The 16670-nt window shown below is 40.9% G+C and carries 15 protein-coding genes and 1 pseudogene; 1 reads left to right on the top strand and 15 read right to left on the bottom strand.

Annotated elements, in window-relative coordinates:
- Window positions 1-11: 11 nt before the first annotated feature.
- From DL92_RS0100510 to glpK, 15 genes and pseudogenes are all read right to left on the bottom strand, one after another.
- Window positions 12-971 (bottom strand): polysaccharide deacetylase family protein, encoded by a 960-nt coding sequence (locus DL92_RS0100510; protein WP_026666599.1) that lies wholly within the window; start codon window positions 969-971, stop codon window positions 12-14.
- 115 nt (window positions 972-1086) lie between these two features.
- Entirely contained in the window at window positions 1087-2292 is a 1206-nt protein-coding gene (locus tag DL92_RS0100505; RefSeq protein WP_026666598.1) for an NADP-dependent isocitrate dehydrogenase, read from the bottom strand.
- A 25-nt stretch (window positions 2293-2317) separates the two neighbouring features.
- Window positions 2318-2998: a GntR family transcriptional regulator gene (locus DL92_RS0100500; RefSeq protein WP_026666597.1), complete on the bottom strand. Its 681-nt coding sequence runs from the start codon at window positions 2996-2998 to the stop codon at window positions 2318-2320.
- Window positions 2999-3009: 11 nt separating this feature from the next.
- Window positions 3010-4446, bottom strand: coding sequence for a 2-isopropylmalate synthase (locus DL92_RS0100495; protein ID WP_026666596.1), 1437 nt, complete (start codon window positions 4444-4446; stop codon window positions 3010-3012).
- Between the two features lie 163 nt (window positions 4447-4609).
- On the bottom strand, window positions 4610-5128 hold the full coding sequence (locus DL92_RS0100490; protein WP_026666595.1) for a cysteine hydrolase family protein: 519 nt from the start codon (window positions 5126-5128) through the stop codon (window positions 4610-4612).
- Window positions 5129-5179: 51 nt separating this feature from the next.
- A complete protein-coding gene (locus tag DL92_RS0100485) occupies window positions 5180-5545 on the bottom strand; it encodes a DUF1667 domain-containing protein (protein ID WP_026666594.1) in 366 nt (121 codons plus the stop codon).
- A gap of 117 nt (window positions 5546-5662) precedes the next feature.
- Window positions 5663-7126, bottom strand: a complete 1464-nt coding sequence (locus tag DL92_RS19915) for a methyl-accepting chemotaxis protein (protein WP_026666593.1) — start codon at window positions 7124-7126, stop codon at window positions 5663-5665.
- Between the two features lie 131 nt (window positions 7127-7257).
- Window positions 7258-9336, bottom strand: a complete 2079-nt coding sequence (locus DL92_RS0100475; protein WP_026666592.1) for an ABC transporter permease subunit/CPBP intramembrane protease — start codon at window positions 9334-9336, stop codon at window positions 7258-7260.
- On the bottom strand, window positions 9329-10099 hold the full coding sequence (locus tag DL92_RS0100470) for an ABC transporter ATP-binding protein (RefSeq protein ID WP_026666591.1): 771 nt from the start codon (window positions 10097-10099) through the stop codon (window positions 9329-9331). Before DL92_RS0100470 ends, DL92_RS0100475 begins: the two co-directional genes overlap by 8 nt.
- 31 nt (window positions 10100-10130) lie before the next feature.
- The gene (locus DL92_RS0100465) at window positions 10131-11000 is read right to left on the bottom strand and encodes a CPBP family intramembrane glutamic endopeptidase (protein WP_026666590.1); all 870 of its coding nucleotides are present in this window, start codon (window positions 10998-11000) and stop codon (window positions 10131-10133) included.
- Between the two features lies 1 nt (window position 11001).
- Window positions 11002-11793 (bottom strand): DUF3169 family protein, encoded by a 792-nt coding sequence (locus DL92_RS0100460; RefSeq protein ID WP_026666589.1) that lies wholly within the window; start codon window positions 11791-11793, stop codon window positions 11002-11004.
- A 49-nt stretch (window positions 11794-11842) separates the two neighbouring features.
- The gene (locus DL92_RS0100455) at window positions 11843-12046 is read right to left on the bottom strand and encodes a helix-turn-helix transcriptional regulator (protein ID WP_026666588.1); all 204 of its coding nucleotides are present in this window, start codon (window positions 12044-12046) and stop codon (window positions 11843-11845) included.
- 148 nt (window positions 12047-12194) lie between these two features.
- Window positions 12195-13166: pseudogene (locus DL92_RS17785) on the bottom strand (NAD(P)/FAD-dependent oxidoreductase); the annotation flags it as partial.
- Window positions 13163-14611, bottom strand: a complete 1449-nt coding sequence (locus tag DL92_RS0100445) for an NAD(P)/FAD-dependent oxidoreductase (RefSeq protein WP_026666587.1) — start codon at window positions 14609-14611, stop codon at window positions 13163-13165. The pseudogene DL92_RS17785 and the gene DL92_RS0100445, both read right to left, overlap by 4 nt.
- Window positions 14612-14658: 47 nt before the next feature.
- Window positions 14659-16161, bottom strand: a complete 1503-nt coding sequence (glpK, locus tag DL92_RS0100440) for a glycerol kinase GlpK (protein WP_026666586.1) — start codon at window positions 16159-16161, stop codon at window positions 14659-14661.
- 191 nt (window positions 16162-16352) lie between these two features.
- On the opposite strand from glpK, the gene DL92_RS0100435 reads away from it, so the two are divergent.
- Window positions 16353-16646, top strand: a complete 294-nt coding sequence (locus tag DL92_RS0100435) for a hypothetical protein (protein ID WP_026666585.1) — start codon at window positions 16353-16355, stop codon at window positions 16644-16646.
- The last annotated feature ends 24 nt before the right edge of the window (window positions 16647-16670 follow it).

Here is a 16670-nt window from a genome sequence, read left to right as displayed (position 1 = left end):
TGTTAATACTTTTATTTGATATGTTGAACCGGTAACGTATTATCTGTTATCGGAACTATCACGGTATCATCCATAGCCTTGATATCTCTTATGATATCAGGCAAAGCGTCAACGGTACTACGCTTGTCTGCAGCGTCATGCATTAACACGATGCAGTGTTTAAATTTGGGAACATTATCTACTATATTAGCATAAATCGACTCTTTGGTGTTGCCCGCTTTGTCATCTTTCGCAGAAATATTCCAGTCATAGAAAGTTGCGTCGGTTCCTTCCAAAAAGTCCTCAAGCTCCTTGATGTCAACCTTGCTGACAGCATTGGAACTTCCTCCGGGAAATCTGTAATACTTGGCCCAGACACCCGTAGTCTGGTATAAAAATATTCTTAGTTTGTCAAAATCCTCTTTAAATGAATCCAGGGATGAGTAAATCTCAGCATATTTGTGGCTGTAGGAATGCATTCCCAGCGTATGCCCTTCATCGACTATCCTCTTATAGGCATCGACATACTTGGCATCGGGTTTCCCGCACACAAAAAAAGTGGCCTTTACATCATTCTCTTTTAAAATATCCAATATCTCTTCGGTATAAATACTCGGACCGTCATCGAAAGTAAGATATACATATCTTGTACCCTCGATATCCTCGGGATTAAGAGCTCCGCTGGTATCGACATCGGAATAATCCTGCTCAAATCCACCCGCCTCGGCATCCGGAACGTTATCTGTTTCCGCTTCCGTATCCGGTTGCACGGCAGAAAGAATCGAAAGTTCGCTTCCATACCTCTGTCTGTACCATTCAAGATCCGCAGTGCTCTGCTTATACTTGGCATTTAACCTGTCATACCTCACGGAAAGAATAACACAGATACATGTGGGAATAATACACGCCGCTACAACGGTTATCACAATGCCCCTGCGAAGACGCTTTATCTTTTTACTATATACTTTATTCTTACGACTCCTATCCAACATCCGTGTGTGTCTCTTTCATACCGTAAATGTATAACCAGTGAATAGTATAGCATATAAACGCCGCGGCAAAAAGAGAAAAATAAGAGCCTTCCAACAGATGAAAGGCTCTTTGCTATCATATTTTATTAAATTCTTCGGCAATGGCATCAAGGAATTCTTCGCTTCCAAGTTTAACAGGATTGGGAAGAGATGTTATAAGAGCAAGATCTCCCGTCATACGACCTGATTCGATAACGGAAAGCGTTGCCTTCTCCATCTTATCAGCCCAGGCCATAAGCTCTGAAATGCCGTCAAGTTCTCCCCTCTTACGAAGAGCACCTGTCCATGCAAAAATAGTTGCTACAGGGTTTGTTGATGTAGGCTCACCCTTTAAATACTTGTAATAATGTCTCTGAACCGTTCCGTGAGCAGCCTCATATTCATAAACACCTGTAGGTGATACAAGAACAGATGTCATCATTGCAAGTGATCCGAATGCGGATGAAACCATATCACTCATAACGTCACCGTCGTAGTTCTTGCATGCCCAGATGAATCCGCCCTTTGACTTCATAACACGGGCAACCGCATCATCTATAAGTGTGTAAAAATATGTAATGCCGGCCTTTTCAAAGTCAGCCTTAAACTCCTTTTCAAAGATCTCATCAAAAATTTCTCTGAATCTTCTGTCATAGGTCTTACTGATGGTATCTTTTGTTCCGAGCCAAAGCTCTTTCTTCTCTGCAAGTGCATACTTAAAGCAGGCTCTTGCAAAGCTTCTGATTGAGGCATCCTTGTTGTGAATACCCTGAATGATTCCGGGCTCGTCAAACTCATGGATGGTCTCTCTTATCTCTTTTCCGTCGGCACCTGTAAATACAAGTTCTGCCTTACCTGCACCGGGAACTCTGATCTCAACATTCTTGTAAACATCACCGTATGCATGTCTTGCAAGTGTGATAGGCTGCTCCCATGTTCTTACGTTGGGCTCGATTCCCTTAACCATGATGGGTGTACGGAAAACGGTTCCGTCAAGAATGGCTCTGATGGTTCCGTTAGGACTCTTCCACATCTTCTTAAGCTTGTACTCAGTCATTCTCTCATTATTGGGAGTAATTGTAGCGCACTTAACGGCAACACCGTACTTAAGTGTTGCATTTGCACTGTCAATCGTGACCTGATCGTCAGTCTCATCTCTATATTCAAGTCCAAGATCGTAATATTCGCTCTTAAGATCGATATAAGGAAGAATGAGCTTATCCTTTATCATCTTCCATAAAACTCTGGTCATCTCATCGCCGTCCATCTCAACGATGGGGGTAGTCATCTGTATTTTTGCCATATTCGCCTTTCCTTTCAAATTATTTTCATTCAAACATTTCAAGAAGTCCCTTGTCCACCATATTCTCATATGCGTTGATCATATGCTGGTTTGCAAGTTCCTCCGCTTTATCCGGATTGTTCTCCTTGATGGCTTCCATTATATATTTGTGCTCAACATTGGAAACCGCACCTCTGCTGCTTGAAAGAGTCTTCTGTCTGACTCTCCATACATACTGGTGGTAATCCTTAAGAAGATGCTCAAGCATCTTTGAATTGCATGCTTCATATAAAATATTGTGGAAACGGTTATCAAGTTCCGCCATCTGCTCCATATGGCCTCTTGCGGCATGGAACTCGGCAAGATATATGTTCTCTTCCATTTCCTCAAGTTGCTCTTTTGAGATATTTTCGCAGGCCCATCTTGCGCAGAGTCCTTCAAGCTTTGATCTTATCATATAAATATCTTTTATGTCTTTAACCTTTATTCCGGTGACATAAGCGCCCCTGTTGGGGATAATCTGAATAAGACCTTCAAGTTCAAGCTGTCTGAACGCCTCTCTTACCGGAGTTCTGCTGACTCCAAGTTCCTGACCGATGGCTACTTCTTTGAGCTCCTCGTGATCCTTATATTTGCCATTTAAGATATCTTCACGGATTCTATGAAAAACTCTTCCTCTCAGGGAATATTTGTCTGTAACTTCATGTTTTACGTCTTGATTTTCCATATTTTCCCTCATCATTTAGAGATTTCGATAACTTCTCCATCTCTGATTTCAATGCCAAGTTCGGCACAAACCTTTTCTATCTCTCTTACAAGCTCATCATCCGTCATAACGGTTACTCTTCCGCCTGCGTATTCGCCGTCAACCCATGCTTTTATCTTGGTAACAACAGGTGAATTCTTGGAAAGAGCGTGTTCTTCTTTGAGTTTGTAATGTACATTCATCCAATGTGCGATGCCCGCAAGGCCGGATGTATTGGAAACAGCACTTACAGGAGGTCTGTTAAGGAACTTATCCGTATCGAAGATATTGTAAATTTCCTCATTTTTAAGAAGACCGTCCGCATGGATACCTGCCCTTGTCACATTGAAATTCTTTCCAACAAAAGGTGTATTTGCGGGAACCGTAAATCCTATTTCTTTCTCATAATACTCGGCAAGTTCGGTAATAACCTGAGTATTCATGCCATTAAGCGTTCCCTTGAGCTGTGCGTACTCAAATACCATAGCTTCAAGAGGCGTATTACCTGTTCTCTCACCGATTCCGAAAAGAGAAGTATTGACTGAAGAACAGCCATAAAGCCACGCTGTCGTTGAATTGGTAACAGCTTTATAGAAATCGTTGTGTCCGTGCCACTCGATAAGTTCACACGGAACACCAGCGTTTGTATTTATCGCATAAATTATGCCCTGTACACTTCTGGGAATAACCGCACCGGAGAAGTTAACTCCGTATCCCATTGTATCACACGCACGGATCTTAACGGGGATTCCGTATTCTTCCTTGAGCTTCATAAGCTCTACGCAGAACGGAACAACAAATCCGTAAATATCTGCTCTTGTGATATCTTCAAGATGGCATCTGGGGCTGATTCCCGCCTCAAGACAGGATCTTATTACACTGAGATAATGATCGAGTGCCTGTCTCCTTGTCATCTTAAGTTTTAAGAAAATGTGATAATCCGAGCAGGAAACGAGAATACCTGTTTCCTTCATTCCCATCTCTTTTACAAGTTTGAAATCTTCTTCACTAGCTCTGATCCAGCTGGTAACTTCAGGGAATTTGTAACCTCTTTCCATACACTTATATGCCGCATCGCGGTCGCTCTTACTGTATAAAAAGAACTCACTCTGTCTGATCATGCCGTTCGGGCCGCCAAGCTCATGAAGCTTGTCATATATGGTAACAATCTGCTCAGTTGTATACGGAGCTCTTGACTGCTGTCCGTCACGGAATGTAGTATCCGTAATCCATATATCCTTAGGCATATTATGGGGAACAATCCTGTCATTAAAAGGAATCTTCGGAATTTCCTCATAAGGAAACATATTTCTGAAAACGTTTGGTTTCTCCACGTCGTCAAGAATATACATATGCTCCTCGATCTGGAGCAGGTTATTCTTGTCATTCATGGTCACCGGTCTGTTCTGAAATGCACTTGTATCGTTCATAGTAAAGTAAACCTCTCTCATATGTACAATAGCTAACCTCGTATAATTGTATACAATCATACGAGGTGTGTCAAGGCGCGTATCTTAACAAAAAACCCTTAGCTGCAGTAGCCAAGGGTATTGTTTTAAATCTTTACAGATATTAGATTTTTTTCAACTCTTATCAGCAGTAAATCTGGCAAGAACGCATAGTCTCAAGAGCCGCAAGATGCTTTTCTACAGTAACGCCCGCGCAGCAATCCTTATCTACACTGATCTTAAGCTCAGGCATGTTTGCCTTAAGTAAAAGAGCATTTGAAACAACACAGATGTCTGTACAAAGTCCGATAAGCTCAACTTCGATCTCTTCTTTTTCATATATATCTTTGATGGCCTTTGCAAGTTCCACAGAGCCGAAAGTAGGCTTATTTATAAATGTTGCTCCCTCGACTTCTGCAGCAACGGTCTTGTCAAGCTCCCATCCTTCTGTATTTTCAACACAGTGAACCACGGGAAGATTCTTTCCCTCCTGAGTGTCCATGTAGTTCTCCTGATGAGTGTCTCTTGTTACAAAGATATCTTTTTTATCATATTTCCTTATTTTCTCAACAACAGCAGGAACAATGGCAACCGCCTCCTTTGTTCCAAGTGCTCCATCAACAAAATCTTTTTGCATGTCAACAACAACAAGTATTTTTCTCATTTCTCTTTTCCTCTTTCCTCAATTACTTTCGTATGCCAAAAAAGAACTAAATCAGACTTTTTCGGCTCTTGCGGTAGCGATGATATCGCTTCCGGTCCCCGCGACATTTTTTATTATAACATCTCCGATCGAAACAGGGGCATTAACACAACTTTTATTAATCTCATCCATAACGGCAAAAATCTTACCCTTTGGAATATCACTTTTTGTCTTAACGGAAACTCTACTCTTGTCGCTTCCGGCAACCTTAACGGTGCTTGTAACTATCCTTGTGGGATTTACAACTTCTTTCCTCGCATAAATATCGCCTTTTGGACAGGTATTCCCGGATACCGATATAACCTCTCCGTTTTCAATAGTAACCGAAAGCAAGCATCCATTCGGACAACCTATACATGTAAGTTCTCTGTTCTCCATAGTCATAGCCTCCGTGTTCTTTGAATGAATAAAATTATCTGTCCAATCAGAAACGCCTCCCTGCATTTATTATACAAGGAAGCGTCAATAGAAAAAAGTAATCTTATATTCAAAATTTTAATCCGTCTGCATGTCTTTGAGCTTGTTTGCCTGCATGAATATTTCACCGAGGATTCCTTTAAACTCATCAAATTTCTCTACAGCATCATCCGAAGATTTAACACCCTGATTGGAAAGAGAAGCAACTTCTTCACTGGTTGCGGACAGATTAGAGATGGAATCGTTGATCTCAGTGGTAGAAGCTGCGATCGACTTCATACCTTCTCCGATTTCCTCGAATCTTGAAAGCATCTCGGTTACATTTACATTGATGCTGTCGAAGTTTTCGCCGACTGTACCAATCATTTCATTTTGCTCGGCAACACTTTTTACCGTATCGTCAATACTTGCCATTGCTTTCTGCACATCTTCCACAAGCTCGGTGATAATGCCTTTTATCTCATTTGAAGCCGTATTTGTCTCTTCAGCGAGTTCACGAACATCATTTGCAACAACCGCAAATCCTTTACCTGCATCTCCCGCTCTTGCCGCTTCTATGCTCGCATTAAGCGCAAGCAGGTTTGTTTGCTTCGAAATAGACATGATGGATCCGACGATTTTTTGCACTTCCTGAACCTTGTTGATAACTGCCTGAGTGGCTTCTACCGTGATCTTGCTCGCATTTTCAACATTTGCTGATTTTTCTTTTAAAACTGAAATGACCTGTACGCCCTCTTTAACTGTCTTCTGCGTGCTCTCGGACGCTTCTGTCATCTCTTTTCTGTGCATTTCTGTTGTCTCGGTCTCTTCCTGAATCTGCTGAACCTTCTGTGCCTGAGTGGTTACGGACTGTGCCGTACTCTCCATACTGCTTGCAATATCCTGCATTCCCGCATGCTGGGCATCCATGATATTCTGAAGATCAACCATATCGCCTTGTGATTTATTAAAAAGCTCCGTGATCGCATTTGCGATTTCTGCCATTGAATTGCCTGTTTCAAGAGTTTTTTCGGCATTCTTGGTAATCTTGGCATTGTTTTCTTCATTGAACATTGTAAGAAGAGTAACCGTGCATAAGCATGCGATAAATGCAAGTCCCAACGTGATTGCTGCAGGAATCAGCTCAAGATTGAACTTGCCTGTTACCACGGTATTTTTTATACATGTGATAATAAAAGAAACTATTATTGCACTAATTCCGAATTTACAAAGACGGACATTCAGATAAATAATACTGCAGATAAGTATCGGAAGGCCGAACGCAAAGTATATCAGCGACTCCTCCGCGATCAGTATCACAAAATAAAATATGGTCGCTCCGCCCATTATCATTATGGAGCCCTTCTTTTCATAAGGATACTTAAAATTTCCCAACGCACATATTCCCGCGCAAAAGAAGGCATCGATGATAATTGATATTCTGCCTATGGTCGCCCCGTATTGAAACAAAGAAAAAACTGTGAGCAAAAGTCCGCTCAATATGATGATGATTGTTACGTAAAAACTGTTATTATTGGCTCTCTTATACTGTTCTGAATTCATAAAAACATCCCTTTCACATACAATCTCATTGTTTTTAACACACTAAAATTGTATCATGAAAGGGATTTGGATAACGTTATTGCGAATATTAAATTATTATAAAAAGAACTTATGCATCACACCTGATGCTATCATGTTTCCGCGGCGCTTACCACTTCCACAATTTTCTTGTTTGAATTTTTTACGATAAACAATCCGACTGCCACCGCAGCAACTCCCACAATTCCAAAGACAGGATTATTGAGCGATTGAGCCATCTGCTCTGTCGCATATTTTGTCAAAATAATCGAGACAAAGTTTATTGTAAAATGTGCAAACATTGAAGGGAATATGCTTCCGCCATAGTATGTCAAAAGGCACAATATCGCTCCCAAAGCTCCTGTTGTAAAGAACTTAATGAGATCCATATGGAACAATCCGAATAATACAGACACGATAAGAACCGAATAAACAGGTTTTAATTTATCTTTTAATGCGCTAAACAATACTCCTCTAAAAAACATTTCTTCCGCTATTGCCGGTGTAAGAGCCACACAAACGGTTACAAGAATAACATTTTGCGAATAGAATTTCATAAATGTATCGACAAGCCTTTCATTCACCGTTATTCCTGTCACCTTCATAATAGCATCTCCAAGAATCGACGCTATTAAGAATCCGCCGATTCCGGTAAGAACTCCTCCCACCAAACTAAGAGGACTACACTTGTTAAAGGAATATACCTTCTTAAGGTCTTTCTTTGCATATACAAAAAACGCAACAGGTATTCCGACCAGTATCAGAAACTGACTTAAAGGCATTCCCACAAGTTCATACTTTGCTTGAATCAATGCCCCGAGCAAGAAATATATCAATATAACAACAGGAAATATAAAGCACAGATCACCGATTGTAACAGGCATACCTTTCTTTATGTTACTTCTCTTTTCAAAAAGAGAAATTGCATTTTTCCCATCTCCAAACAAAAGATTCTCGCTGTTATAAGCTTTTGAAAGAAACAGTATCGCCAATACCGAATACAGTACCATACTGCATAAAACCAATAGAAACATTGAATAATCAAGTTTAAAATTAAGTGCATCTCTAATCAAAACCGATACATTGAGTACCGGAACAATCGCAATATATTGATTAAGTTCAACGGTAGGTGACATCGAACCATAACCAAGAAACATCAGTACGATCATTACGGGCGACATATAACTGTTCGCTTCCTTGTATGACTTGGCAAAACATGTAAAGCACATGAAAATTGCGCTCATAAACAATGCAGTTACGATTATAACGGGAAACGTAATCAGCATTGCCGAAATAAAAGAAGAAAACTCAATATTGAATCCGCCCATCATTCCTGCTATTTTTGACTGTTCAATAAAAATAATGAAAACAGCGGACATAGACAATATATTAAGAATTGCCGTAACCACTCCGCACATTGCCGCCGTAAGAGTTTTTGACAAAACTATATACTTACCCGAAACAGGCAGCATCAAAAGCGTCTCAAGCGTTCCTCTCTCTTTTTCTCCGGCAGTCAGATCTATACTTGGATGCATAACACTTATAAGTATTGATAGAATGATCATCATGGGCAAGATCATTCCCATGAGCATCCCCGCCATCTGCTCATCACTCGACAGTCCGCTCTTCTCAAAAGAAATCGGATTCAAAAAGCTGTTTGTATCAAGCCCTGCATTCTCTACATTTTTTTGGACAATATCATCCGAAATGCTGTCCACGGCTTTTCTCACCTTATCCATAGCATCCGATGACTCATTTACGGATTCCATGTAAAAAGCCTTAACGTCCATTTTTTCATCTATATCGGTTATCTCGATATATGCATCAAATTCTTTATCATCGATCTTATTTTTGCATTCCTCTTCACTTATCTTTTTATCTGAAATTTCATAATTTATGCTGTAAAGCTGTTCTTCACTTCCGTCTTCTTCATTTTTCTCTACAGCATTTTCCTTTAACACATTTTCAAGATTCTCTGCATCAAATCTTGAACTCTCATTATATACGACAATGTCGTATACTCTATCATTATTTCCGTCAACCATGCTTGCTATCGCCATAGAAACAACCATGATAAGCGGATAAACGATCACAGGAACAAACACCATCATCATAATCGCTTTTTTATCTCTGAGAACATCACATACTTCTTTTAAAAACAGTGTCTTAATAATCTTCCACTTATTATTCATTAGCCGCACTCTCCATCTTGTTTTCTATAAGCTTTCTAAACACTTCTCTTAAATTCTGTGATCCGGTATCTTTCTTCAAATTATCGAAAGAATCATTACATACTATTTTTCCTTCGTTTATCATAACAATCCTGTCGCACAGATACTCGGCTTCTTCCATGTAATGCGTTGAATATATAACTGTTTTTCCCTTCTCTTTTTCCGCCTTCATAAAATCAATGATCGCGGAGGAACTGAGGATATCAAGTCCAAGCGTAGGCTCGTCAAATATATATATTTCAGGATCATGGATAAGGCACCTTGAAATGGACGCTCTCTGCATCTGGCCCGTGGAAAGCTTGTCGATTCTGTTGTCCGCAAACTTCTCCATTCCCAAAACATTTATTATCTCTTCCGTTCGCCTGTCTATAGCTTCATCTTCCATACCATAGACACGCCCGTAAAACTTTAGAATCTCTCTTGCCGAAAATCTACCGTAAAGCTTTGTATTGGCAGACAAATAACCGATATGTCTTTTAAGATTTTCACCACGGACTGTCTCTCCGTCGCCCGCAATAACAGACACCTCACCTTCCGTCGGAGCCATAAGTCCCGCAAGCATCCTTAAAAGCGTAGTTTTTCCCGCACCGTTAGGTCCAAGAAGCCCCACTATTTCTCCTTTCTCCGCTTCAAAAGAGATATCGTCAACCGCATTAAATTCAATCTTCCTGTTTTTTTGAACTGTTTTGGTAAAAGTTTTTACAAGATTTTTTGCTCTGATCATATTTGCCCCTTTTCTTCAAGAATGTAATTTTTTAAGCAGCGGCATTATCCTCAACTGCACTTGTACCTTCACGCTTTGCAATAGCTTTGATGATAAGTCTTGTAAGGAAAAAAGAACCTATAGACAAAATTCCCGTCACAACAAGAGTTATGATCATCTGTTTACTGTCCGCCCTTGCACTCTCCGCAACCTCTGCAAAGTCTTTTCCCTGACTCTTGTAATAAATATTTTGAAAATAGAGTATAATACCGCCAAAAGAATTAATAACAACATGCATGATCATAGATGTATAAATACTTCCGCTTGCCCTGTTCACATAAGCAAAAACAACTCCCAACAACCATGCATAGCAAAACTGGTTAAGATTAAGATGAAACACTCCAAACCAAAAGCCTGACAGAATTGCCGCAGCGGTAAACGGAACCAGCTTCTTTAATCTGTTATGGAAAAAGCCTCTGAGTAAAATCTCTTCGCATACAGGAGCCAAAAGAGCTATTGCGATCATATAAAGCACCGGCGTATTTCCAACCAGGTCATCAGTAGCCTGCGCCATTGTATTATTGACAAAAAGCTGCGAAAAAACATTTGTAAACATGACCATAGGATAAGAAACTACAGTAAGAAGAATTGTTAAAAAGACCGTACTTGTCTTAATCTTATTAAATCCGCACTCCTTCCATAAATTATCGCCCTTCTTGCGCACATATAAGAATGCGATCGCGATCATCGGAATATAAAGTGCCAACGAATAGAATATAAACGGAACAGTTATACCTGCATATGATAAATATGCCGCAACTATCCCAACACCTATGTTCAGACCGTATCCTACGACCATCATGATAACCAATATCCCTATCAGTTTAAATACTTCTTTCTTGTTAACTGTTTTGTTTGTCATTTTATCTCCCTCTTTCTTTTTTATCCTGATATTTATATTTAAATACCGATTTTGTATAAATCATCATTTCCATAAACCATGCAACACATATAATAACAACGGGAAAATCTCCTGTGCCAAAGAATAATTTACACGTAATAGCTATAAAGAACAAAACTGCATAGATATAGTGAAGTCCCTTGTGAGCATCATAAGTTGCTCTATATATTATCATCTTCTGCCCCTCATCTCGGCTCTCAAAGTATTTACGCTCAAAATGCAAATCCAATACATGTATTTTTTCTTCACAATCCAGCTTGTGTTTGAACGACATTATTTTCCCTCTCATGGTAAATGTCCATCCAATACAAAAAAATACCAAGACCATATGTATTATCCATGCTGTTTTAGGATCTGCCCATCTCTTAATATTACTTATACTAAGCCCCCAAAGCATCACTCCTGCAATCAATGTAAACCAATTAATCGAACCGGCAATATCCAGGTATACATCAATCTTATCGATTTGATTCTCATCTACACCATCCCACTTTTCCGCCAATATCTTACTCTTTACATATAACCCTATGCATAAAGAGCACATAACGATATTTAATACCAGATAAAAATGTAATTCATATTGCCTTAAGACATCGTAAGCCGAAATAAAACACGCTTTGATTATTTCATTATCCATTACAATTCCAAAAATAAATCCCATAAATACAGCCAAAAGCATAAAAGCTATAAATTTAAGCACTGTCTTACGATTGCTGTCTATTCTTATATCTTTTTTCATATCATCAATCTGCATATCTTTCCCTCTGCATATGAATACATCATATGTCAATCAACTTTTGCTATTATTCTTCAGTATACTCAAAGACCTCTTCAACAGTTACACCGCATGTCTTGGCTATCTTGAGCGCAAGTGTAACGGAAGGTGAATAATCACCTCTCTCTATCTGACTTATTGTCTGCCTGCTGGTTCCAACAAGTGCGCCCATCTCCTGTTGGTTTACTCCCAGCCGCGCGCGCAACTCTTTGAGATGGTTCTTTAATGGCATAGATTAATTTGCTCCCTTCCATATGACAACTATCATTATCATTTTGACAAGTATTGTTGTCAACTTATACAAATAATACCCCATAACAAGAATTCTTGTCAACCCTTTCCATGAGGTATTATTTGTGTGTTATTTAATAGTCTTTAGATTCTGCATTTATATATTTGACTGCATTTTGTCCGGCTCTCATCGCTTCTTCCGAAACATGATCGACAAGATCATGTACATGAAGCACATTTCCACATGCAAAGATTCCGGGGATACTTGTCTCAAGAAGCTCATTAACAACAGGACCGCCGGTAGCAGGATCAATCTCTATTCCCGCAGCGACAGACAGCTCATTTTCAGGTATAAGTCCGCATGACAAAAGAAGCGTATCACAAGTATATCTTTCTTCCGTTCCGGGAATCGGTTTTCTGTCAGCCCCGACTTCTGCTACAGTAACCGCCTTGATATGTTCTTTTCCCTCAATATCAACAACTGTATGAGAAAGTAAAAGCGGAATCCCATAATCATCAAGACACTGCACTATATTTCTCTTAAGCCCGCCCGAATATGGCATAAGTTCCGCAACAAGTTTGACTTTGGCTCCTTCAAGTGTCATTCTTCTTGCCATGATAAGGCCTATATCTCCCGAGCCAAGGATGACCACTTCTTTTCCCGGCATATATCCTTCAATATTTATAAGTCGTTGCGCACAACCTGCCGTAAAAATCCCGGCAGGGCGGTAACCGGGTATATTAAGCGCTCCTCTTGCCCTCTCCCTGCATCCCATGGCCAGAACGACCGCCTTTGCAGGTATAGTAAACATGCCGTCTTCCCTGTTCATGGCAGTTACAGTCCTGTCACGACCTATATTCATCACCATGGTTTCAAGTTTATAGTCTATACCATGTTCAAAAACTTTCTTTATGAACCTGTCGGCATACTCGGGGCCTGTCAGTTCCTCCTTAAAGGTATGAAGACCGAATCCGTTGTGAATGCACTGATTTAAGATGCCTCCAAGTTCTTTGTCCCTCTCAAGAATAAGAACTTTGTCATTTCCCGCTTCTTTGGCGGCTATAGCTGCCGCGAGACCTGCAGGTCCGCCTCCGATGATAACTATATCGTATGACTTCATGGTCTTTTCACCTCCCCTTTGGTTCTCGTTACAACTATGTTCGAGCCCCCTCCGGACTTTGTAATATCTTCATATGAAAGCCCAAGTTCTCTTGCGAGTATCTCCATGGTCCTCGGCATACAAAAGCCTGCCTGACATCTTCCCATTCCGGCTCTTGTCCTTCTCTTTATTCCGTCAAGCGTCGTTGCGCCGAGAGGCCTGTGGATCGCATCAAGTATCTCGCCCTCCGTCACCGATTCGCACCTGCATATAACATTTCCGTAAGCGGGATTTTCTTTTATAAGTTCATTCACCTCTTCTATGGAAAGCCCCGCCGTACTTCTGACAGCTCTTCTCTTTGTTATGACATTTTCTTTCTCCCGTAAATTCATGCGATCATTCAAAATATCACAGACCATCTCACCTATTGCGGGACAACTTGTAAGTCCCGGAGATTCTATCCCTGCGCAGTCTATAAATCCCGGAACATCGCAAACTTCTTCGATTATAAAGTCATTATTGTCCTCATGCGCACGAAGCCCCGCAAAAGAGGTTATAACCTTATTAAGCGGTATATTTTTCACATTATCGCCCGCTTTTTTGGTAAGTTCATCAATGCCCAAAGCTGTCGTTGCTGTTTCCTCCTTATCCTCCGTATCAACGGCTGTCGGACCGACAATAAGATTACCGTGAACGGTAGGTGCGACAAGCACTCCTTTTCCAAGCCCTGTCGGCTGCGGGAAAATAACATGACTTACATGTTTTCCCGCCTGCTTATCAAGAAGACAATAATCTCCTCGCCTCTGTGTTATATGGATTTTCTTTGAACTTACCATGTTATGGATAACGTCAGCATACACTCCCGCCGCATTTACAACATATCTCGCGTCAAATTCTCCGTTATCGGTAAAAATCTTAAAACTGCCGTCATCCTGCTTCCTGATATCTTTAACTTCCGTGTTCAGCCTAAACTCCGTCCCGTTCATTGCCGCAATTTCCGCCATCCCGATATTAAGTTCAAACGGGCAGATGATACCTGCACTTGGGGCAAAAAGAGCTCCCTGCGTATCTTCGGAAAGATTTGGTTCCATAAAAAGAGCTTCTTCTCCCGTAAGGATCTTGAGCCCCTTAACTCCGTTTCTTACGCCTCTTTCGTAGAGGTCGTCTAGCCCGGAAAGTGCGTCTTTATGAAGGCACACAACAAGTGAGCCGATTCTTTTAAAAGGAATATCAAGATCTTTGCACAGCTCATCCATCATCTCATTGCCCCTAATATTGAGCTTTGCCTTTAATGAGCCTGTCTCAGCATCATATCCGGCATGTATGATAGCCGAATTTGCTTTTGATGTACCTTCGCAAACATCACTGCATTTTTCTAAAACGCAAGTCTTAATATCATATTTTGCAAGTTTCCATGCAACTGCTGCCCCCGTAACTCCTGCGCCGATTATCACCACGTCGTACATAACCATTCTCCTTTTTGCCTACGATAATATGTTTAACGCACTGCAGATCAATCTTGCTTGTCCCACAAAAGCGTTGCTTTCACCGCTTTATGCCATCCCTTTAATTCTTCTTCTCTTTTTTCCGGAGAAATATCAGGTTCAAACTTTCGATCGACAGCCTGGTTTTTTATCACATCTTCTTTGCTCTTCCAATATCCAACTGCAAGTCCCGCAAGATATGCCGCTCCCATTGCCGTTGTCTCTACGCAGGCCGGTCTAAGCACATCGGTATTAAGGATATCTGCCTGAAACTGCATCAAAAAGTTATTGTTTGAAGCACCGCCGTCCACTTTAAGCGACTGTATTTTTTTACCCGTATCAAGTTCCATTGCGTGAAGAACGTCGTAAGTCTGAAATGCCAATGATTCAAGCGTTGCCCTGACTATATGATATTTATTAACGCCTCTTGTAAGTCCCATGATAGCTCCCCTTGCATAAGGATCCCAATACGGCGCGCCAAGTCCAGTAAATGCCGGAACAACGTAGCATCCGTTCGTATCTTCAACTCTTGTTGCAAGATATTCTGAGTCGGGCGATGAATCTATGATCTTAAGCTCATCACGAAGCCACTGGATTGCCGCTCCCGCAACGAAAACCGAACCTTCAAGGGCATATTCGACTTTCCCATCTATCCCCCATGCTATCGTGGTAAGAAGATCATTATTTGAAAAAATCGGCTTATCTCCCGTATTCATAAGCATAAAGCACCCTGTTCCGTAGGTGTTTTTGGCTTCGCCTTCCGTAAAGCAAGTCTGTCCAAAGAGCGCAGCCTGCTGATCTCCCGCAGCTCCCGCAATCTTTATGGCACCACCGAAAAACTCAGGATCTGTCTCTCCGTATATATAGCTTGACGGTCTTACTTCAGGCAGCATCGGCATCGGAACGTCAAGTTTTTTGCATAGTTCCTCATCCCACTTAAGTGTATTTATGTTAAACAAAAGTGTTCTTGATGCGTTGGAATAGTCAGTAACATGAACCTTTCCCTTTGTTAGTTTATAGATAAGCCAGGAGTCTACCGTACCAAAACACAGCTCGCCGTTCTCCGCCCTTTTCCTTACTCCGTCCACATTTTCAAGTATCCATCTTATCTTGGTTCCTGAAAAATACGGATCGAATTTAAGCCCTGTCTTTTCACGGAATTTCTCTACTATCTGCGGATCTTCTTTCATTTTCTGCGCCGCATAATCGGCTGTTCGTCTGCATTGCCACACAATCGCACGGCTAACGGGCTGTCCCGTCTTTTTATCCCAGACTATGACCGTTTCGCGCTGGTTTGTTATGCCTATTGCAGCGATATCTTCATAGGTTGCGCCCACATTTTGCATCGCCGTTCGCGCAACAGAAAGCTGAGTCTGCCAGATCTCGTTGGCATCATGTTCCACCCATCCGGGTTTTGGAAAAAACTGCGTAAACTCCTTTTGAGATACGCTGCACATTTCTCCTTTTTCATTGAATAAAATACATCTGTTGCTGGTTGTTCCCGCATCAAGCGCCATTACATACTTTGCCACTTCCTTCCCTCCTATACCGTTTTTATATTGCTATAGCCATTTTGTGTTTTATTTCTCTATTTTCATTCAAAAATATAAATTGTAAATTCTTCTTGATTCAATTATACTTAAAAAGCTACGGTATTGTGTAAATACCGTAAAATAAGATATAATTTAGAAAGGAACAAACGAATATGGGGAGGGCGAGTATCATGGCAAACGAAAGAGAAGATCTCATTCATTCACTTGCAAAATCCATGGGCGTTGGCGATGCCCAAAAGGCACGCGGTGCATCCGGCAAATATAATGCCGAGACAGGCACTATGTACTGTAACGGCCACATTATTTCCCGTACCACCATTGAACAGGCAAGCGCATATTTTAATTCGCAGTACAGACGCCTTGCTGAAATTGACGACGAGAATGTAAAACAGATGGCTTCAATCTATGAAGTCGCAAAAGAAGCAATAAACATGATAGTTGCTCCTACGGATATGACAGAATAAGCGGATCCCTAAGGACCCGCTTTT

The organism is Butyrivibrio sp. AE2005 (assembly GCF_000686965.1).
In the GTDB taxonomy this organism is placed as follows: domain Bacteria; phylum Bacillota; class Clostridia; order Lachnospirales; family Lachnospiraceae; genus Butyrivibrio; species Butyrivibrio hungatei_A.
This window is presented reverse-complemented; position numbering and strand designations above follow the sequence as displayed.